The organism is Bradyrhizobium sp. 14AA (assembly GCF_054185205.1).
Genome location: NZ_JAVAYM010000022.1, coordinates 76,493 through 95,590, shown reverse-complemented (window position 1 = coordinate 95,590; position 19,098 = coordinate 76,493). Strand labels below are relative to the sequence as shown.

The window sequence follows — 19,098 nt, the reverse complement described above, 5'->3', positions numbered from 1 at the left end:
TTTGATGCAACAATATACAATTAAGCAGGGAGAGCCCGATGGCCCGCGTGCCGGATATCCATATTTGCGAGGCCGCTGCCCGCGATGGCCTGCAGAATCTCGACATCTTCGTTCCGACTGAAGCCAAATGCGCGCTGATCGACACGATCGCCGCGGCCGGCGTGCGCGAGATCGATGCCGGATCGTTCGTGCCGCCGAAGGTCGTGCCGCAATTCGCCGACGTCGATGCCGTGATGGCGCATGCGCTCACACACAAGTCGGCAACCATTGGTGCGCTGGTGCCGAACGTAAGGGGCGCCGAGCGCGCCATCGCCGCCGGTGTCAACGCCATCTACTTCGTGATCTCCGCCAGTGAAACGCACAACCGCGCCAATGTGCGCCGTTCGGTCGAAGAGCAATTCGAGGGGTTTCGCGCAGTCCGCGCCGCGATTGACGCCCGTCCGGTGGACCAGCGGCCGCAGCTGATGGGCGCGATCTCGACCTCCTTTGGCTGCTCGCTGGAAGGCGAGGTCAGTGAAGCGGCCGTGTGCAGGGTGGCGCGCGCTTTTGCCGAGGCCCGCGCCGACGAGATCGGGCTTGCCGACACCGTCGGCTACGCGACCCCAAAGCTGATCGGGCAGGTCGTGGCCGCCGTGCGGCACGAGGTCGGATCGCAGATGACGTTGCGGCTGCATCTGCACGACACGCTCGGCGCAGGCCTTGCCAATGCCGTCGCCGGCCTCGAAGCCGGCATCCGCCGTTTCGACGCAGCGGTGTCCGGGTTGGGCGGCTGCCCCTTTGCGCCCGGTGCGCGCGGCAACATCGTCACCGAGGATCTCGTGTTCATGCTGGAACGCATGGGGCTTTCCACCGGCATCGACCTCGACCGCCTGATGCAGACCCGCGAGATCCTCGCCCGTCATATCCCGGCAAAACATCTGACGGGACATCTGCACGAAGCCGGCATCCCCAAGATTCTGCGGAGGGCGGCATGACGTCGGCTGCCGGCCAGACGGCCGCGGAGCTTCGTCCGCTCGCGGGCATTCGCGTCGTCGAGTTCAGCCAGATGGTGATGGGGCCGAGCTGTGGTTTGATCCTCGCCGATCTCGGCGCCGACGTGATCAAGGTCGAGCCGCCGAAGGGAGACCGCACCCGGTATTTCAAGGGGCCGGCCGCCGGCTTTTTCGCCACCTACAGCCGCAACAAGCGCAGCATTGCGCTGGACACGTCGACCGCGGAAGGCCAGGGCGTCGCTCGCCGGCTGATCGAGAACAGCGACGTCTTCATCGAGAATTTCAGGCCCGGCCTGTTGAAGCGGATCGGCCTGGACTACGAGACTGTCGCTGCCTTTGCGCCACGCCTGATCTATTGCTCGCTGAAGGGCTATTTGCCCGGGCCTTACGAGAACCGCCTCGCGCTTGACGAGGTCGTGCAGATGATGGGCGGCCTCGCTTACATGACCGGCTTGCCCGACCGGCCGATGCGCGCCGGCGCCTCGGTCAACGATATCATGGGCGGCATGTTCGGCGTGATCGCAATCCAGGCTGCGCTCGCCGAGCGGCAGCGGACCGGCCATGGTCGCTATATCCAGAGTGCGCTCTACGAGAACAACGTGTTCCTGATGGCGCAGGCGATGATGTGCGAAGTGGTCAGCGGCCAGCCCTCGATTCCCTATTCGATCAAGGACAGTCCGTGGCCGGTTTACGATCTCTTCGACACGCGGGACGGTTCGAAGCTGTTCGTCACCATCGTCGGTGAGGAGCAATGGGAGGCGTTCTGCCGCGCTTTCGATCGAGAAGCCTGGCTCATTGATCCGCGCTTTGCAACGAGCAACGACCGCGTCGATCATCGCGGCTGGCTGATCCCCGAAATCGCCGAGATCTTCAAGCAGTGGGACAAGGTCGATCTCGCCGCGCGCCTCGAGCAGCTTGATCTGCCCTACGCCCCGGTGAACAAGCCCGGCGATCTCTTCGATGACCCGCACCTCAACCAGTCGGGCGGCCTGACCGACATTCGGCTACCCGACGGCAGCGGGGCAAAGACGCCGCTACTGCCGATTTCCATGGACGGCCGGCGCCTGCCTAACCGCTACGATCCGCCTGAGATCGGTGAGCACAGCGGCGAGATCCTGAGCGAAATCGGGATGGCCCCGGACGAGATCGAAACGCTGCGACAGGCAGGGACGATCAAGGTCGCGCCGTCCTGACGATCGGCGCAATCGGACAAAAACAGGGAGGAGGAGCACATGAGCATTACCAGGCGCCAGGCGCTGATCGCGGGCTCCGCGCTGGCCGGCACATCGCTGCTGCCGGGACGATCGAGCGCGCAGAGCAAGCAAGTTTCGCTTGCATTCGGACCGGTGTCGCCGGTCTACGCCATCGGCATGATTGCGGAGCTGAAGGGGTACTTCAAGGAGGAAGGGCTCGATTCCAAGCTCGTCACCGGCAATTCCGGGACGTTCGGCCGCCAGGCGCTGGCGGCAGGGCAGGTGCTGTTCGCGCACGGCGATGCCAGCCACCCGCTCCAGCTCGGCGCGCGTGGCAAGCCCTGCAAGATACTGCTCGCCACCGAGATGGTGTGTTCCTACGCCAACATCATGGTCCGGCAGGACCTCCACGACAGCGGCATCAATTCGGTCGAGAAGCTCGCGGACTACAAGCGCGCGGACGGCGCCAAGCCAATCGTCGCCGCCACCGCCATCGGCTCGGGCACCTGGGTGTTCGGCACCTATGTGTTCGAGGCGCGCGGGCTCGGCGAGAAGGTGAACTGGGTCGCAGGCGGGGGGCCCAACACGATGTTCCCCTCGCTCCAGACCAAGCAGTTCGACGCCATCATGGCGCCGCCGAGCTGGATCGTGGAGGTCGAAAAGAAGGGCTTTGGCAGGACGATTTACGACACATCCAAACCCGGCGTGTTCGACAAGGACTTCGGCGGAACGTTGCCTGTCCTCGTGATCTACACGCTTCAGGACACGGTCGAGCAGGACAAGGCGATGGTGCAGGCCTATGTGAGCGCGATTTATCGCGCGATGGCCTTCGTGAAGGCGGCGCCGCTCGCCGAGGTGCAGGCGCTGGTTGCGCCGAAATACTTTTCGGGCATCGACCCCGACGCGGTCAGTGCCGAGCTCGGCTTCGACAAGTCGACCTGGGCCTATGACGGTGTCATCGACAAGGCATCGTTCGAACGCGGCGCCAAGCCCTGGTACCGCAAGGGCACGGATATTCCCGAGACCAAATACGAGCATGTCGTCGACATGAGCTTCCTCCAGGCGGCCAGGGCGAAATACAAATGATGGCCGCACCCAGCCCGGGCCGCGCGCGAGAGAGTAACGACGATGACACGGCGGCGGCGCGCACGCGCGTCGCCGTGCAAGGGCTCGCCAAACGCTTCAGCGCGACGGGCCGCGAATTCGTGGCGGTCGATGACGTGTCTTTCGAGGTCAAGCAGGGCGAATTCGTCGCGCTGCTCGGTCCATCCGGCTGCGGCAAGAGCACTATCCTCAACATGGTCGCGGGACTATTGCCGCGCTCCGGCGGACGAATTCTCATCGACGACGACACCGTCGAGACCGGCAAGGTCAACCCCAGGGTCGGCTACGTCTTCCAGCGGGACACGCTGTTTCCCTGGCGCACCGTGGAGCAGAACATCGGCTATGGGCTGGAGATCGCGGGGCTGCCGAAGACCGAGCGCGCTGGCCGCGTCGCTTCGGCAGTCGAGAAGGCCGGGCTCTCTGGATTTGCGCAAAGCTTCCCGCGCATGTTGTCCGGCGGAATGCGCCAGCGCGTCGCCTTGATGCGCACGCTGATTCTGGAGCCGGAGATCCTCCTGATGGACGAGCCGTTCGGCGCACTTGACACCCATACCAAGCTGGAGATGCACAAGACGCTGCTGGAGATCTGGGAGCGCGAGCGGCAGACCGTGCTGTTCGTGACGCACGATCTCGGCGAGGCGCTGACGCTCGCAAGCCGCATCATCCTGCTCTCGGCGCGGCCCGGGCGGCTCAAGGAAGATTTCGACGTCGCCATTCCGCGGCCCCGCGATCCCGTAGCCGTGCGGGAGACCGCCGAATTCGGCCGCCTCTATTCCCACATCTGGCATTCACTCGGCGAGGAATTCCGCCGCACCAGGGCTGACTGACCATGGCCAAAAGCCGCACCATGATCCTGTTCTGGCAGTTGGCCATTCTCGCGGCCGTGCTCGTCGTCTGGCAGTGGGGCTTTGAATGGAGCAAGGCGCTGCTGCCGAAGGCTTACGTGCCAAAAATCCTCGATCCTTATTTCGTCGCCAAGCCGTCGCTGATCTGGCAGAGTTTTCTGCGGCTTGGTTGTTTCGCCGATACCGCGGGCTTCGCCGCCTGCATCAAGGGTAACGACAACAATCTGTGGCTCGCCACGCTGGTCACGCTGAAGAATACCTGGTGGGGCTTTCTGTTCGGGTCAGCGAGCGGAATTGCGGCTGGCCTGATCCTCGGCCGTTCGGACTTCCTTGCCCGCGTGTTCGGGCCCTACATCGTGGCGCTCAACTCGATACCGCGCATCGCGCTGGTACCGCTGGTCATCCTGATCTTCGGCCTGGGTGATCTCTCCAAGATCGCGACGGCATGGCTCGTCGTGTTCTTCGTGGTGTTCTTCAACACTTTTGAAGGAACGCGCGCGGTCGACCGCGACCAAATCGCGGCCGCCCGTCTCCTGGGCGCCAGCGAATTCACCGTGCTACGGACCGTGGTGATCCCCTCCGCGCTCGCCTGGGTGTTCGCTTCGCTCCTGCCGGCCGTTTCCTTTGCGCTGATCGGCGTCATCGTCGGCGAGTTCATCGGCGCCGAGCGAGGGCTCGGCAAACTCATCATCGAAGCGGAGGCGCGGGCCAATGCCAGCGAGATGATGGTCGCCATCTTCGTCATGATGTTCGTGGGGATCCTGCTGGCGATCGCGGTGCGCTCGCTGCAGTCCTACCTGTTGCGATGGCAGCCGCAATTCGAGCCGTCGGCATAGCCGTCTGGAAGGGATCGAGGGGCGCGGCTGGCGTGCCGTCACCGCCTGAACCGCGCCACCAGCTCCACATGCGGCGTGTGCCGGAACTGGTCGACGGGCACCACTGCGTCGATCGTGTAGCCACCGTCGATCAGCAGCCGTGCATCGCGGGCGAAGGTTGCGACGTTGCAGGACACTGCGACCACCACAGGCACCTTGCTCGCGGCGAGCTTCAGCGCCTGCGCCTGCGCGCCCTGGCGCGGCGGGTCGAACACCACGGCATCGAAGTCGCGCAGCTCCGGCGGCACCAAGGGACGGCGAAACAGGTCGCGCGGCTCGGCCTTGATCGGCTTCAGGCCCGGCGTGCGCGCGGCCTTTGCCAGCGCCGCGACAGCGCCGGCGTCGTTGTCGAGGGCCGTGACGCGCGCCTTCTCCGCGAGCCGCAACGCGAACGGGCCGACGCCGCAGAAGAGATCGAGAACCTCCTTCGCCTTGCCGACGCGTTCGGCGACGAGCGCGGCCAGCGTCTCTTCTCCTGCGACGGTCGCCTGCAGGAACGAGCCCGGCGGCAGCGTCACCTCTGCGCGGCCCATCCTTATTGTCGGCGCTAGGCGTTGCAGCACCAGCTCACCGTGCCGCGTCAGCCGCGCCAGGCGATGCTGCTCGGCGACGCGCGACAGCGCCGTGACCAGCGGCGTCGGCAGCGGGCCGGAGCCGCGCACGTCGACGTCGAGGCCGTTGGCAGTCGCGGTGACCTGGATGTCGAGCGGCTTGGTCACCGGCATCCTCGACGTCAGCGGTTCGGCAAGCGCCCAGGCTGCATCGAGCGCGCCCTCGAGCGCGGGATCGAGGATCGGGCAGCGATGGATCGGGATCACGTCGTGCGAGCTCGCCGCCGAGAAGCCGACCTTGAGGATGTCATGCGTGCCGAACCGGCCGTGCAGCGTGACGCGCCTGCGCCCATTGCCGTGGGCGTCGACCAGCGGCGCCACCTCGCAATCGATGCCGGCTTGCGCCAGCGTCTCGACCACGATGTTGCGCTTCCAGGCGCGATAGGGCTCGGCCGCCCAGTGCTGGATCGCGCAGCCGCCGCAGACGCCGAAATGCGGGCAGAACGGTTCGATGCGCTCGGGGCTCGCGACATCCACCGCCAGCAGCTTGCGGCGGTCGGGATGATTGCCGGCGACGTGGTCGACCTCGACGGTCTCGCCTCGAAGCGTGTAGGGCACATAGATGGCTTCGCCGGCGTCGAGGCAGACGCCGTCGCCGCGATGGCCGACGTGATCGATCCTCACGCGCTCAACCACGGCGCGCGCCCAGGAAGAATTCGATGTTGCCGTCGCCGCCCGTGATGGACGAGGGGAACACCTCGATGTCGGTGCAGCCGAGCGAGGCGGCGAAGGCCGCGATGTCGTCGCAGATCTCTCGCTGCACGGCGGCGTCGCGGATGATGCCCTTCTTGTTGTGCTTCCGCTCAGCCTCGAATTGCGGCTTGATCAGCGCCAGCAGGCTCATGGGCGCCGCGGCCAGCGACAGCGCCACGGGCAGCACCGTCTTGAGCGAGATGAAGCTGACGTCGATGACGACGACATCGGGCCGCGCCGGCAGGCGCTTGCCGTCATAGGTGCGGATGTCGGTCTCCTCCATCGACACGATCTTGGAATGACCGCGCAGCGAGGGATGCAGCTGGCTGGTGCCGACGTCGATGGCGAACACCAGGCTCGCGCCGTTGGCCAGCAGCACTTCCGTAAAGCCGCCGGTGGAGGCGCCGACGTCGAGGCAGACGTGATCCTCGATCTCGATCGGGTACCTCTCCAGTGCCCCCGCCAGCTTGACGCCGCCGCGCGAGACGTAGGGGTGCGCCGGCTCGGCCTGGATCACCGCGTCCTCGGCGATCGTCTCCGAGGGTTTTGCGACCTGCTTGTCGTCGGCCGTGACGAGACCGGCTTCGATGGCCGCGCGCGCCCGTGCCCGGCTCTCGAACAGGCCGCGCTCGACCAGCAAAACATCCGCGCGCTTGCGGGCAGTGGACAATCGACTCTCCAGGACAGGGCTGTCGCTTATGTAGCGATCAATCGCGCGGCTGCCATCCGGACGCAAGTCTCGAACGCGGCCAGATCGTGCCAGACGTCGATCGGCATCGTGGCGGGCGTCACCAGCGGGCAGCCGTGCAGCTCCAGCGCATGGATCATCATGAGGTTGTCGACGAGGCCGAAATCCTCGACCGTCAGCCCCTGCGCGTCGACCAGCCGCCCGTCCTCGGAGGTCACGTCCATGAAGCGACTGATGCGGTCGGCATAGGCGGCACCGTCGTTGGAATAGGCGAGGCAGAACTTGCGGCGCCCGGCCATGTAGCCGAGCTCGTAGACCGTGCCCGGATCGGCGCCGGCGCCGCGGAACGGCGTAAGGTTGGCAATAATGGCGTCGGCCGCGTCCATCATCGCCTCGTTGCCGCAAAAGATCTGCCGCGAGGCATCGCCCGCGGTGAGGTCGATCACGTTGTCGAGGGGATAGAGGCCGACCAAGCCGTGCGCGGCGCAGATTGCAGCCTTCTGCCGGCCGATCTCAACCGCATCCGGCAGGAACACGTCGGGACCTGCCAGATAGATTTTCATGGAGTGGTATCGCTTCGCCGCAGGTCGAAGCTCGCCCTCAGGCGAGCTTGACCGTCTCGGCCTTGACGTCCTTGCCGAGCGCTTCGAACACCTTGGCGACGATGCCCTTGGCGTCGAGACCGGCGCGGCCGTACATCGCGGCCGGCGTGTCGTGGTCCTGGAACACGTCGGGCAGCACCATCGAGCGGAACTTGACCATGCCGGTGTCGAGCACGCCCTGGTCGGTCAGGAACTGCGCCACATGCGAGCCGAAGCCGCCGACCGAGCCTTCCTCGATGGTGATCAGGATCTCGTGGTCGCGGGCGAGCTTGAGCACCAGCTCGGTGTCCAGCGGCTTCATGAAGCGCGCATCCGCGATGGTGGTCGAAAGGCCATGGGCGGCGAGCTCGTCGGCCGCCTTCTCGCATTCGGCGAGGCGCGTGCCGAACGAGAGCAGGGCGATCTTGCTGCCCTGCCGGATCATGCGACCCTTGCCGACCTCGAGCGGAATGCCGACCTCGGGCATCTCGATGCCGCGGCCTTCGCCGCGCGGATAGCGCAGCGAGCTTGGGCGGTCGTCGATCGCAACCTGGGTCGCCACCATGTGCACGAGCTCGGCTTCGTCCGCCGCCGCCATGATCACCATGTTCGGCAGACAGCCGAGATAGGCGTTGTCGAACGAGCCCGCATGCGTCGCGCCGTCGGCGCCGACGAGGCCGGCGCGGTCGATGGCGAAGCGGACGGGCAGGTTCTGGATCGCGACGTCATGCACGATCTGGTCGTAGCCGCGCTGCAGGAAGGTCGAGTAGATCGCGCAGAACGGCTTGTAGCCTTCGGTCGCAAGACCGGCGGCAAAGGTCACCGCATGCTGCTCGGCGATGCCGACGTCGAAGGTGCGGTCGGGGAAGGCCTTGTTGAAGATGTCGACGCCGGTGCCCGACGGCATTGCCGCGGTGATGGCGACGATCTTCTCGTCCTTCTGTGCTTCCTTGACGAGGCTCTGGCCGAACACGTTCTGGTAGGCCGGCGCGTTCGGTTTTGCTTTTGCCTGGGTGCCGGTGGCGACGTCGAATTTGACGACGGCGTGGTACTTGTCGGCGGAGGCTTCCGCCGGGCCGTAGCCCTTGCCCTTCTGCGTCACGACGTGGACCAGAATCGGGCCGGTCTCCATGTCGCGCACGTTCTTCAGCACGGGCAGCAGATGGTCGAGGTTATGACCGTCGATCGGCCCGACGTAGTAGAAGCCGAGCTCCTCGAACAGCGTGCCGCCGTCCATCATGAAGCCGCGGGAATATTCCTCGACGCGGTTGGCGCGGTTGGCAATGATCTTGGGCAGGCGCTTGTTGATCTGCTTGGCCGCCTCACGCAGCGTGCGGTAGGTCTTGCCGGAGTAGAGTCGCGACAGATAGGCGCTCATGGCACCGACCGGCGGCGCGATCGACATGTCGTTGTCGTTGAGGATGACGATCAGGCGGGAGTTCATTGCGCCCGCATTGTTCATGGCTTCATAGGCCATTCCCGCCGACATCGAGCCGTCACCGATCACAGCGATAACGTTGTTCTTGCCGCCGGAGAGGTCGCGCGCGACAGCCATGCCGAGGCCGGCCGAGATCGAGGTCGAGGAGTGCGCCGCGCCGAACGGATCGTAGTCGCTCTCGCTGCGCTTGGTGAAGCCGGAGAGGCCACCGCCGGTGCGCAAGGTGCGGATGCGGTCGCGCCGCCCGGTCAGGATCTTGTGCGGATAGGCCTGGTGGCCGACGTCCCAGATCAGCCGGTCGCGCGGCGTATCGAAGATGTAATGGATCGCGGTGGTGAGCTCGACCACGCCGAGACCCGCACCAAAGTGACCACCGGTCACCGAGACGGCATCGATGGTCTCCTGCCGCAGCTCGTCGGCGACCTGGCGGACCTGCTCGATCTTGAGCTTGCGCAAGTCATCCGGTGTCCGGATGGTGTCGAGAAGCGGGGTCTTGCTGTATGCGTTCACGGCGATTTCCAATTTGTCAGCGCCGGAAGGTCATTCCGGTGCGCGATGGGTTTGCACAATATCGGCGCAGCGCGAGTCCTAAAACCGTCGGAGCCACCTGCATGGGGCCACGCCCCGTCTTCAAGCTTAGGTGAGCTTAAGTGCGCTCCGGTTCAGTCTCTGTGATCCCTGTCACTTAGATCGGCTTCGTCCGTCCCAGCCAATTTCATTAGCGATTCGAAGCGCTTGTCGTCGGTAATCGGTGCCCACGCAAGGCTTACAAAAAGCCACACTCCGCGCAGCTTTACACCAAAGCTTGGGCCAAAGCCAACCCGCCGGGCCGATTACGGGTATGCAGGTGCAACTCGCGGGCCAGAGTGGTTAATCGTGGACCGGGACGGACCGTTCCCGCCTGCCCGGTTATTTCGCAGGTTTTTTCGGTGAAATAAGAGCTCTTTACGCCCCGTTGCGGCCCGTTCGGGCCGGTGGGGAGGCAGCCAGTCGCAGGTTCCGGAACCTGAGCGTCGGCGGAACCATGCCGTGCCATGAAAATAATGCAGACTGGTCCTGCCGCATGATGACGAGCATGCGGCCGGCGGCGGCCAAAAATGGCGTGCGGTCGTGTCGGCCTTACTGCACGTCGAGCGGTGCGGTGCCGGTCGCCTGGCCGCTGGCGTCGGTGGTGATCTTGTCCACGCGCGCCTCGGCCTGGCGCAGCAGTTCCTCGCAGCGGCGCTTCAGGGCTTCGCCGCGCTCATAGATCGTCACGGATTCCTCGAGCGGCACCTTGCCGTCCTCGAGCCGCTTCACGATCGTCTCGAGTTCCTCGATCGCGCGCTCGAAGGTGAGCCGGGAGACGTCGACTTGGGTGTTTTCGGCCATATCCGTTTCCGATTGCCCGATTCGCTTTCCTTCAGAGAAAGCAGAGTTTTGCGGGCGCAATGTGGCGGTGCGTCAGGCGCCCATCAGGGCGCCGACATGCGCCGTAACAGATTCTTTCAGTCCTTGCAGGTCATAGCCGCCCTCTAGCACCGAAACAACGCGGCCTCCGGCGGTCTTGTCGGCAAGGTCCATCAGCTTGCGCGTCACCCAGGCATAATCATCCCCGCGCAGGTTCAGCGAGGCCAGCGGATCGCGATAATGCGCATCGAAGCCGGCGGAGATGATGAGAAGCTCGGGGCTGAATTTCGTCAGCTGCGGCAGGATCAAATTCTCGAACGCGGAGCGGAATTCCGGCCCGCCGTCCTCGGAAGCGAGCGGCGCGTTGACGATGGTGTCGTGGTCGCCGCGCTCGCTCTTCGCACCCGTGCCCGGGAACAGCGGCATCTGGTGCGTCGAGCAATACATCACGGTCGGGTCCGACCAGAAGATGTCCTGCGTGCCGTTGCCGTGATGCACGTCGAAATCGACGATGGCTGCGCGCTTGATGCCGTATTTGCGTTGCGCGTGGCGCGCGGCGATCGCGACGTTGTCGAAGAAGCAGAAGCCCATCGGCTTGCCGATCTCGGCGTGATGGCCGGGCGGGCGCACCGCAACGAAGGCGTTGCGGTGCTCGCCGTTCATCACCGCTTCGGTCGCCGCGACCGCACCGCCGACGCCGCGCATCACCGCTTCCCACGTGCCCGGCGACATCGAGGTGTCGCCGTCGATATAGACCTGTCCGCTGGACGGCGCGATGTGGCGCAGCTCGGTGACGTAATGCTCGTTGTGGCACAGCGTGACGAGGTCGAGATCGCCTTCCGGGGCCTGGTCGCGCGCCAGGAACTGGAAGCGCTCATGCGACAGCGCTTCCTCCACCGCACGCAGGCGGTCCGGCCTTTCAGGGTGTCCCGGCGGCGTGACGTGGTCGAGGCAGGCCTTGTGGGAAAGAAGAAGCGTGCTCATCAGGTCGGCCTCACAGGGAACGGGCTCTCGGCGTCGCTTGGCGCATCCGGCGCCAAAACGCAATGCAAAACCCAATCTAGGCGTTTGGGCAGGAATGGCAAAGGGTTGTCCCGGGGCCGGCCGTTTGATCCGGATCAATTCACGCGCAGGATCCGGCTCAGCGGCAGCGGACCGATCGGTCCATGCGCCCGGAAGAACGCGAACTGAGCGTCCGCGTCATAGCCGCCATATTGCGGCGAGGCGCCCTGTTTGGCGACGGTAAAACCGTCGCCGCCGACGGCGAGGTAATCGTTGAGGGTGACGCGGTAACCGCTTGCAGGCTCGATCGGCCTGCCGTTGAGCGTCATCTTCTCGGGCAGGATGCGCTCGCCGAATGGCTTCGACGCATCCCAGGCATAGCTGAACCCGTTCGACACCTGGAGAATCCGCGGCCGCTTCGGATCGAGCCATTGCTGCTCCAGCATGTCCTTGAGCTGGCTGCCCGTCAGCGTCAACGTGACGAGGCGGTTGCGGAACGGCTGGCTCGCGAACAGCTCGCCAAAGGACACCGCGCCGTTCTCCTTCGGCACGATGTCGGTGCGGATGCCGCCGGGATTGGTGAGCGCGATGACAGCGCTGCCATCCCTGGCATCCTTCGTCGCGGCGAGCTGCGCGTCCGCAATGATGTCGCCGAGCGCGCTTTCGCCGGCCTCGTTCGGAATGCGCGACAGCGTCTGCGTGATCGATCCGGCCGGCCGGTTGGCGATCGGCGCCGAAAGCTTGTCATAGGCCTCGATCAATGCGGTCTGCTCGGGGTCCTTGGCGAGCGAGGCATTGGCGACGATGACGTTCTCGCCCCTGGCGCTGACGATGTCGCGGGTCACAGGATCGAGCTTGAGGTCGATCGCGGTGACCAGCGTGCCGTATTTGTCGCCGCTGGTGACCAGCCGTCCGTCGATGTCGCAGACATAGGCACGGTGGGTGTGGCCGCTGACGACGACGTCGACCGTACGGTCGAACTTCTTCACAATGTCGACGATCGGCCCCGTAATCGCCGGGCATTCATTGTAGTCGCCGGCGGGCTCGCCGCCCTGATGGATCAACACCACGATCGCCTCGACGCCACGCGCCTTCAGCTGCGGCACCAGCGCGTTCACCGTCTCGGCTTCGTCGCGGAATTCGAGCCCGGCAACGCCCGACGGTGAGACGATGCCCGCGGTCTCCTTCAAGGTCAGCCCGATGAAGGCGACGGGGATGCCGTCGAATTCACGGATCTCATAGGGCGGCAGCACGCTTTTCCCGGTCGCGGTCTCGATGGTGGAGGCCGCCAGATAGTGGAATTTGGCACCCGTGAAGGGATGCGGTCCCTGGCAGCCGTCGACCGGATGGCAGCCGCCGTTCTGCATCCGCAAGAGCTCGGTTCTGCCCTCGTCGAACTCGTGATTGCCGACCGAAGTGATCGCAAGTCCCATCATCGAGAGCGCCTCGACCGAAGGCTCGTCGTGGAACATCGCCGACAGGAAGGGGCTTGCGCCGATCAAATCGCCGGCGGCGACGAAGATCGTGTTCCTGCGCCCCTCGCGCAGCTGCTTCACCAGCGTCGCCATGTATTCGGCGCCGCCGGCCGCCACCATGACCTTCCTGGTCTTGTCTTCGGGATCATTGATGCGAATGCCGCCCGGCGTCGGGCGCAGATTGCCGTGGAAATCGTTGATAGCGAGGATGCGCAGCTCGACCGGCGCGGCGGTTTGCGCCGAGGCGGGGAGGGTGGCGATGAGGGCGAGTGCGGCAAGGATGGATCGGTATCGCATGGAACCGAGACTAGACGGTCCAAGCGAAGATTTCACGAAGCATTGTCGTGAACACACCTCCCTTTATTCCTTGTCCCCTTGTGGGTCCCGCAAGGGGGAAGGCCACCTCTACCGCTTCTTCCTGTTCGCGAACGCATTGAAAGCGGCAATCGCTTCGTCCGATTTCAACCGCTCGCCGAACAGATGCGCCTCCTGGTCGATGCGGCGGGTGAGCTCTTCCGGCGGCGTGCGCAGCAGCTTGCGCGAGGTCGCGACCGCGTCGGCCGGAAGCCTGCAGATGTCGCGCGCCACCTTGCGCGCCTCGACCTCGGTGTGTCCCGGCGAGACCACGGTGTTGACGAAGCCGGCGGCGTGGGCCTCCGCGGCGGTGAAGGTCCGCCCCATCAGCAGCATCGCGAAGGCGCGCTGATACCCCATCGTGTTCGGCATCAAAAGGCTGGCCGCGCCGACCGGCACGAGCCCGAGCTTGATGTAGGGCGCGGAGAACGTCGCGGCTGTCGAGGCGAGCACGTAGTCGCAATGGAACAGCATCACGGTGCCCACGCCGATGGACGCGCCGTCAACGGCGGCGATGATCGGCTTGGTGTTGAGGGCGAGCGAATAGAGAAACTTGGCGCCGTTCGACAGCGTCTCCGGCCGCGCCGTGTCGGCGTGGAGAAAATCGTCGATGTCGTCGCCGGCGGTGAACACGCCGGAGCCGCCGGTGACGATCATGCAGCGGATGTCGGGATTGTTCTGCGCGGTGTCGATCGCGCGGCTCATCTCCCGATACATGTCCTGCGTGATCGCGTTCTTCTTGCTCGGACGGCGCAGCGTGATCACGCGCGTCCCGTGCTCTTCGGTGACGACGATATTACCATTCGGCATGAGCGCCCCCTGCGGTCGCCGCGACGCTTGCCGCCCGCGAGTCTCGCAGGCATCAGCCTACATCATCTTGCAGGCGTGCCAATGCGCTGGCTCAAGCTTTTCGCCGCCGATTTCCGTGAGATGGGCGCATGGTGCCCGCGGCCGGATTGCGCGCCGCAACAATTGGCTACAATGTTTCATTTGAAAAACCAGGGGTTGTAAGGCACGATCGCACCCTTGTTCCATTTGGCCGATTGCTCGATTGATGATTGCCACAACGGGCGTTGACGAATCCTCGCTGCACTACCGAGGCTGGCGTGTCGTGCTGGCCTGCTTCCTCATGGCCTTCTTCATGTTCGGCTTCGGCCTGTATGGCCAGGGCGTCTATCTCGCCGAGCTGCAGCGCGCCCATGGCTGGCCGGGCACGCTGGTCTCCGCGGCCAGCACGTTCTCGTTCCTCCTGACCTCCGTCCTCGTCATCTTCACCGACGATCTGCTCGCCCGCATCGGGCTGCGGTCGCTGATCCTGTGCGGTCTGTCGGCGCTCGGCGCTTCGACTGTGCTGCTGGCGCTGATGCAGACGCCCTGGCAGCTCTATCTCGCCTATGCGCTGATGTCGGTCGGCTGGACCGGCATGGGCACCGTGGTCATCGCGACCGTGCTGAACTCATGGTTCGAGCGGCGCCGCGGGCTCGCGCTCAGCCTCGCCTTCAACGGCGCGACCTGCGGAGGCATCATCCTCGTTCCGCTGCTGCTGTCGTTGACCGGCAGCATCGGCTTCCGTTCCGCGATGCTCGCGGTCACGATCGCGATGGTGGTGCTGGTGTTGCCCGTTGTCGTGACCTTCATCGGCTGGCCCGACAGGACGTCCTCGGCATCGGGCGCGCTTCCGTCCGGGGCAGGCACGGACGCGCCGGCCCGTTCCCGCAGGACGCTGCTCGCCAACGCCGCGTTCTGGACCATGGTGCTGCCGATCGCGATCGCACTGCTCGCGCAGATGGGATTCATCATCCACCAGGTGAGCTTTCTCGAACCGCTGATCGGTCGCTCTGCGGCGGGGCTCGCGGTCACCGTCATGGCGGCGATGGCCGTGGTCGGGCGCCTGTCGCTCGGCCTGTTCGTCGATCGGCTCGATCCCAGGCTCGCCTGCGCGGCGTCGATGACGAGCCAGGCGGCGGCGCTGTTCGTTCTCGTGCAGAGCGGGAGCCCGACCGTGCTCCTGCTGTGCTGCGCCGTCTACGGCTTCTCGATCGGCAACATGATCACGTTCCCGCCCTTGATCATCCAGCGTGAGATCGGCGCTGCCGCCTTCGCGGCCGCGATGGGATTGGGCACCTCGATCAGCGGCATCGTCAGTGCCTTCGGCCCCGGCATCGTTGGCCTCGTGCGCAGCCTGACCGGCAACTACACGACGGCGTTTGCGCTGTGCGTGGTGCTGGATGTCGTGGCCGCGGGAATCGTGCTGTGGCGGCCGGGGAAGAGGCTGGAAGATTCGCACACTCTATCACCGTCACCCTGAGGTGGCCGCTTCTTCAGCGGCTCTCGAAGGGCGACGCCCGGCTGCTGCATCTCGGCCGTGCATCCTTCCAGGCTCCCCACGCGACGCTTTGCGTCGCATGGCTCGCACCTCAGGATGACGGGATCAGCAGCATACTAGTTACCCCAGCAGCACCGCATCCGCCGCCGCGACCGACTCCGCGCTCTCCGTCACGGTGCGCTCGAGCGCGCCCGCCTGCACCGTGATGTTCTCGGCGAAGAAGCGCGCGAGCGAGACGTAGCGCGCGGCGTCCGCGGTGCCGTCGGCCTTGGCCGCGAGCGCTTCGGAGGCCAGCATGCAGCCGCCGAGCGTCGAGCCGAACTGCTGCAGATACGGCGTCGCGCCCGCGAGCGCCTCGTTCGGTGCCGAGGCAACGCGCTCCAGCAGCCATTTGCTGGTGCGCGTCAACGCCTCCAGCGCCTCGCGCAGTTTGGTGCCGGTGGTGCCGAAAGCGGGATCGTTGGACGCTTCGACCTGTTTGACCGTCGCCGCGAGCTCGTCGAGCAGCGCCCACACCGAGGCGCCGCCATTGGCCGCGAGCTTGCGCGTGACGAGGTCGATCGCCTGGATGCCGTTGGTGCCTTCGTAGATCGCGGTGATGCGGGCGTCGCGATAGTGCTGCGCGGCGCCGGTCTCCTCGATGAAGCCCATGCCGCCATGCACCTGCACGCCGAGGTAGGCGACCTCGTTGCCGATGTCGGTGGAGTAGCCCTTTGCCATCGGCGTCAGCAGCGCCGCGCGCGCGGCGGCATCAGCACGCACCTTCGGATCCTTGGCGCGGGTCGAGACGTCGATCGCGACCGCGGTGGCATAGCAGATGGTGCGCGCGGCGGCGGTCTGCGCCCGCATCCGCATCAGCATGCGCTTGACGTCGGGATGCACGAAGATCGCGTCGGAGCCTTCGCCCTTCTTGCCGATTGCGCGGCCCTGCTTGCGTTCCTGTGCGTACGACAATGCCTGCTGATAGGCGCGGTCGGCGACGCCGACGCCCTCCAGACCGACGCCGAGACGGGCCTGGTTCATCATGGTGAACATGCAGCGCATGCCCTGGTTCTCTTCGCCGATGAGGAAACCGATCGCACCGCCATGATCGCCCATGGTCATGGTGCAGGTGGGGGAGGCGTGCATGCCGAGCTTGTGCTCGACGCCGCTGGCGAAGATGTCATTGCGCGCGCCCAGCGAGCCGTCGGCATTGACCATGAACTTCGGTACGAGGAACAGCGAGATTCCCTTGGTGCCGGCCGGCGCGTCGGGCAGGCGCGCCAGCACGAAATGAACGATGTTGTCGGTCATGTCGTGCTCGCCATAGGTGATGAAGATCTTCGTCCCCTTGATGCGATAGGTGCCGTCGGCCTGCTTTTCGGCGCGGGTGCGCAGCGCGCCGACGTCGGAGCCGGCCTGCGCCTCGGTGAGCTGCATCGTGCCGGTCCATTCGCCGGAGACGAGCTTTTCGAGATAGATCGTCTTCAGCTCGTCGCTGCCATGGGCGTCCAGCGCCTCGATCGCCGAGGCCGTCAGCAACGGACAAAGGCCGAAGGCGACGTTGGCGGCGCTCCAGATCTCGGTGCAGGCGGCGTTGATCGCGATCGGCAGGCCCTGGCCGCCGAAATCCTCGGGGCCCGAGACCGCATTCCAGCCGCCCTCGGTCCAGCGCTTGTAGGCATCCGGCCAGCCCGGCGCGGTCGTGACCTTGCCGTCATCAAGCTTGATGCCATGCTCGTCGCCGACCTTGTTGAGCGGCGCCAGCACGTCGGTTGCGAACTTGGCGGCTTCCTCCAGCACGGCAGCGGTGATGTCGGCGTCGAAATCGCCGTAATGGCCGGCTTCCATAGCGGCCTTGAGGCCCGCGCCGTGGTTGAGCGACAGCAGCATGTCAGAGATCGGCGCGCGGTAGGTCATGGCTCACTCCCGTAAACAGATATTGGCGCCGTATTCCCATGAAACGGGGGAGGTCTCAATGGGCGGAACGCCTCCTGTCGGAAACAGGCCCATCGCCGGGCCTATAATAGAGTGTGGCGCGGCCGGTCCCCCGGCCAGCGGTATTTTGCCCCTCCAGGCGGTTGAAATGCCGCGCCGCTCCCTATAGACCGGCTGCGACCGAAGGGAATCTGCGGCAGGTGAGTTCTTCCGCCGTTCCGTCAGTCGCCTTTTGGGGCGTAGCCAAGCGGTAAGGCAGCGGATTTTGATTCCGCCATTCGGAGGTTCGATCCCTCCCGCCCCAGCCATTGATATTACAAGGGAAATTCCGTTTTGGGCGGCTTCGTTTGGAAATGCCGGAATCCGCCGCCCGGTGAAGAAATGGCGCAATTTCATAGTGGGCGCCGGGTGAGCGATCCCCGAAACTGACTTGTGTCACAAAAGCTCTCATGAAACGTCGAGAAGAGGTCCGACTATCGAAGGCTCCTCGTCTCTCGTCGGAGACGGCGTCTGGTTTGTTTGCTCAGCACCATAGCTCTGGAGCGTAGGTTCGACTCCCACTCTCTCCGCCATCTCCACGATTCTGTACGCCAGCCTACGATATTGAACTATTTTGCGCGCGTCAGCGCGAACAGGCGTCTCGATATTGGAGTGCGTCGACGAATATTGAGAACGCAGCGGAAGATTGCCGTCAGCCGGGGTAATACAACGCAGTCTTCGACAAAGCGTCTGCCGTTAAAGACGACTTCGCCTTCAACGCCTACGTGTAGTTCGCGCCCGGTCTTTTCAAACTCCGTGTACCTGGTGATTGGTGATTGAAGCGTCCCAGCGCGCCCACGCGCGGGCCGTCCGGACGCTCGGCGATTGCCTCTTCGCCGCGCGATACCCGGCCGCCCGGTAGTCGGCGCGCCACCTCATCAATCAGACGCCAACCGCGCGGCGCGTGTACCTTAAAGCGAACTGTGAGTCTGGTTGACTAGGACTGTCACGGTTTTCCAGGTCGGTCTATCAAAGGGATTTCCAGTCAAATCTCGCTTATCTTCGAGGCCCTCGTCCGCCGGTCGAATTCCGAGTCCCGTCGGTGCGGCCGGCTTTTGCTTACACAGGGCATCCGGCCGAAACAGGGAGTTTCAGAACAGCCAACTGCGGCCCACTTCGCACTCGAAATCCCGGAGAGTGCCCGTGCGAGATTTGCGTCTTTAATTTCGGCTCTGGCGCCTTCGGCCTAGGCGCCGCTCTCCACCAGTCGGTAGTCATCGAATGTTGGCGCGATGACGCACAATAACGTAAGTGCGGCCTGCAATCACCAGCACTCGATCGGCAATGGGTGCTCCAAACCGCAGACAAGGACGATAGTCATTCGGCGGGGAGTCGGACGCCGTTCAGCCCCGGGGTCATTCTCGACGTAGTAAAATCAGGACTTAAGCGCCGCGGCGCGGCTGATTAAGGGGTCAAAGCTCGATCAGCATTCACACTATGAGGCTCAGTGGCAAAATGCCATCCGTGCTTTTGATTGATCCGGCTCGTCCAAAGCCGCGTCGCTGTCGAGCAGCTGAACTGAAGAGGCCCGGCATTGCTGCCGGGCTTTTCCATCGGATGGCGGCTAAACGATTGG

General features: G+C 64.9%; 15 protein-coding genes and 1 tRNA gene. 7 read left to right on the top strand and 9 right to left on the bottom strand.

Annotated features, from left to right (window positions below; genetic code table 11):
* The first annotated feature begins 38 nt into the window (after positions 1 to 38).
* The 5 genes from RAD15_RS31965 to RAD15_RS31945 are packed head-to-tail and all read left to right on the top strand — an operon-like array spanning position 39 to position 4,970.
* The gene (locus RAD15_RS31965; RefSeq protein WP_458182388.1) at positions 39 to 974 is read left to right on the top strand and encodes a hydroxymethylglutaryl-CoA lyase; all 936 of its coding nucleotides are present in this window, start codon (positions 39 to 41) and stop codon (positions 972 to 974) included.
* Positions 971 to 2,185, top strand: coding sequence for a CaiB/BaiF CoA transferase family protein (locus RAD15_RS31960; protein WP_458182386.1), 1,215 nt, complete (start codon positions 971 to 973; stop codon positions 2,183 to 2,185). The genes RAD15_RS31965 and RAD15_RS31960 overlap by 4 nt, the downstream gene beginning before the upstream one ends.
* Positions 2,186 to 2,224: 39 nt before the next feature.
* Positions 2,225 to 3,271 carry an ABC transporter substrate-binding protein gene (locus tag RAD15_RS31955; protein WP_458182384.1) on the top strand — a complete coding sequence of 349 codons (1,047 nt, stop codon included), beginning with the start codon at positions 2,225 to 2,227 and terminating at the stop codon, positions 3,269 to 3,271.
* Complete coding sequence (locus tag RAD15_RS31950; RefSeq protein WP_458182382.1) at positions 3,268 to 4,116, top strand: ABC transporter ATP-binding protein; 849 nt, start codon at positions 3,268 to 3,270, stop codon at positions 4,114 to 4,116. Before RAD15_RS31955 ends, RAD15_RS31950 begins: the two co-directional genes overlap by 4 nt.
* Positions 4,117 to 4,118: 2 nt before the next feature.
* Complete coding sequence (locus tag RAD15_RS31945; RefSeq protein WP_458182380.1) at positions 4,119 to 4,970, top strand: ABC transporter permease; 852 nt, start codon at positions 4,119 to 4,121, stop codon at positions 4,968 to 4,970.
* A 38-nt stretch (positions 4,971 to 5,008) separates the two neighbouring features.
* Here the strand turns inward: RAD15_RS31945 and RAD15_RS31940 are convergent, their stop codons facing one another.
* The 8 genes from RAD15_RS31940 to RAD15_RS31905 form a co-directional block, all read right to left on the bottom strand.
* Positions 5,009 to 6,256 carry a class I SAM-dependent RNA methyltransferase gene (locus tag RAD15_RS31940; protein ID WP_458182379.1) on the bottom strand — a complete coding sequence of 416 codons (1,248 nt, stop codon included), beginning with the start codon at positions 6,254 to 6,256 and terminating at the stop codon, positions 5,009 to 5,011.
* On the bottom strand, positions 6,249 to 6,983 hold the full coding sequence (locus RAD15_RS31935) for a TlyA family RNA methyltransferase (protein WP_458182377.1): 735 nt from the start codon (positions 6,981 to 6,983) through the stop codon (positions 6,249 to 6,251). Before RAD15_RS31935 ends, RAD15_RS31940 begins: the two co-directional genes overlap by 8 nt.
* Positions 6,984 to 7,009: 26 nt before the next feature.
* Positions 7,010 to 7,564 carry a nucleoside 2-deoxyribosyltransferase gene (locus tag RAD15_RS31930; protein ID WP_458182375.1) on the bottom strand — a complete coding sequence of 185 codons (555 nt, stop codon included), beginning with the start codon at positions 7,562 to 7,564 and terminating at the stop codon, positions 7,010 to 7,012.
* 37 nt (positions 7,565 to 7,601) lie between these two features.
* Positions 7,602 to 9,530, bottom strand: coding sequence for a 1-deoxy-D-xylulose-5-phosphate synthase (gene dxs / locus RAD15_RS31925; RefSeq protein WP_458182374.1), 1,929 nt, complete (start codon positions 9,528 to 9,530; stop codon positions 7,602 to 7,604).
* 609 nt (positions 9,531 to 10,139) lie between these two features.
* Positions 10,140 to 10,391: an exodeoxyribonuclease VII small subunit gene (locus RAD15_RS31920; RefSeq protein ID WP_008132970.1), complete on the bottom strand. Its 252-nt coding sequence runs from the start codon at positions 10,389 to 10,391 to the stop codon at positions 10,140 to 10,142.
* Positions 10,392 to 10,463: 72 nt separating this feature from the next.
* Positions 10,464 to 11,393 carry a histone deacetylase family protein gene (locus RAD15_RS31915; RefSeq protein ID WP_458182372.1) on the bottom strand — a complete coding sequence of 310 codons (930 nt, stop codon included), beginning with the start codon at positions 11,391 to 11,393 and terminating at the stop codon, positions 10,464 to 10,466.
* Positions 11,394 to 11,527: 134 nt separating this feature from the next.
* Complete coding sequence (locus RAD15_RS31910) at positions 11,528 to 13,183, bottom strand: bifunctional metallophosphatase/5'-nucleotidase (protein WP_458182370.1); 1,656 nt, start codon at positions 13,181 to 13,183, stop codon at positions 11,528 to 11,530.
* 108 nt (positions 13,184 to 13,291) lie between these two features.
* Positions 13,292 to 14,050 carry an enoyl-CoA hydratase-related protein gene (locus tag RAD15_RS31905; RefSeq protein WP_458182369.1) on the bottom strand — a complete coding sequence of 253 codons (759 nt, stop codon included), beginning with the start codon at positions 14,048 to 14,050 and terminating at the stop codon, positions 13,292 to 13,294.
* Positions 14,051 to 14,294: 244 nt separating this feature from the next.
* On the opposite strand from RAD15_RS31905, the gene RAD15_RS31900 reads away from it, so the two are divergent.
* Positions 14,295 to 15,548, top strand: coding sequence for an MFS transporter (locus RAD15_RS31900; protein ID WP_458182368.1), 1,254 nt, complete (start codon positions 14,295 to 14,297; stop codon positions 15,546 to 15,548).
* Positions 15,549 to 15,686: 138 nt separating this feature from the next.
* Here the strand turns inward: RAD15_RS31900 and RAD15_RS31895 are convergent, their stop codons facing one another.
* Complete coding sequence (locus RAD15_RS31895) at positions 15,687 to 17,465, bottom strand: acyl-CoA dehydrogenase (protein WP_458182366.1); 1,779 nt, start codon at positions 17,463 to 17,465, stop codon at positions 15,687 to 15,689.
* 251 nt (positions 17,466 to 17,716) lie between these two features.
* Between RAD15_RS31895 and RAD15_RS31890 the strand changes: the two genes are divergently transcribed.
* Positions 17,717 to 17,791 (top strand) — tRNA-Gln (locus RAD15_RS31890).
* The last annotated feature ends 1,307 nt before the right edge of the window (positions 17,792 to 19,098 follow it).

Excerpts from the sequence above, each read along its gene's own strand:
- RAD15_RS31965 (WP_458182388.1), top strand. The coding sequence starts at position 39 with ATGGCCCGCGTGCCGGATATCCATATTTGCGAGGCCGCTGCCCGCGAT.
- RAD15_RS31960 (WP_458182386.1), top strand. The coding sequence starts at position 971 with ATGACGTCGGCTGCCGGCCAGACGGCCGCGGAGCTTCGTCCGCTCGCG.
- RAD15_RS31955 (WP_458182384.1), top strand. The coding sequence starts at position 2,225 with ATGAGCATTACCAGGCGCCAGGCGCTGATCGCGGGCTCCGCGCTGGCC.
- RAD15_RS31950 (WP_458182382.1), top strand. The coding sequence starts at position 3,268 with ATGATGGCCGCACCCAGCCCGGGCCGCGCGCGAGAGAGTAACGACGAT.
- RAD15_RS31945 (WP_458182380.1), top strand. The coding sequence starts at position 4,119 with ATGGCCAAAAGCCGCACCATGATCCTGTTCTGGCAGTTGGCCATTCTC.
- RAD15_RS31930 (WP_458182375.1), bottom strand. The coding sequence starts at position 7,564 with ATGAAAATCTATCTGGCAGGTCCCGACGTGTTCCTGCCGGATGCGGTT.
- RAD15_RS31920 (WP_008132970.1), bottom strand. The coding sequence starts at position 10,391 with ATGGCCGAAAACACCCAAGTCGACGTCTCCCGGCTCACCTTCGAGCGC.
- RAD15_RS31915 (WP_458182372.1), bottom strand. The coding sequence starts at position 11,393 with ATGAGCACGCTTCTTCTTTCCCACAAGGCCTGCCTCGACCACGTCACG.
- RAD15_RS31910 (WP_458182370.1), bottom strand. The coding sequence starts at position 13,183 with ATGCGATACCGATCCATCCTTGCCGCACTCGCCCTCATCGCCACCCTC.
- RAD15_RS31905 (WP_458182369.1), bottom strand. The coding sequence starts at position 14,050 with ATGCCGAATGGTAATATCGTCGTCACCGAAGAGCACGGGACGCGCGTG.
- RAD15_RS31900 (WP_458182368.1), top strand. The coding sequence starts at position 14,295 with ATGATTGCCACAACGGGCGTTGACGAATCCTCGCTGCACTACCGAGGC.
- RAD15_RS31895 (WP_458182366.1), bottom strand. The coding sequence starts at position 17,465 with ATGACCTACCGCGCGCCGATCTCTGACATGCTGCTGTCGCTCAACCAC.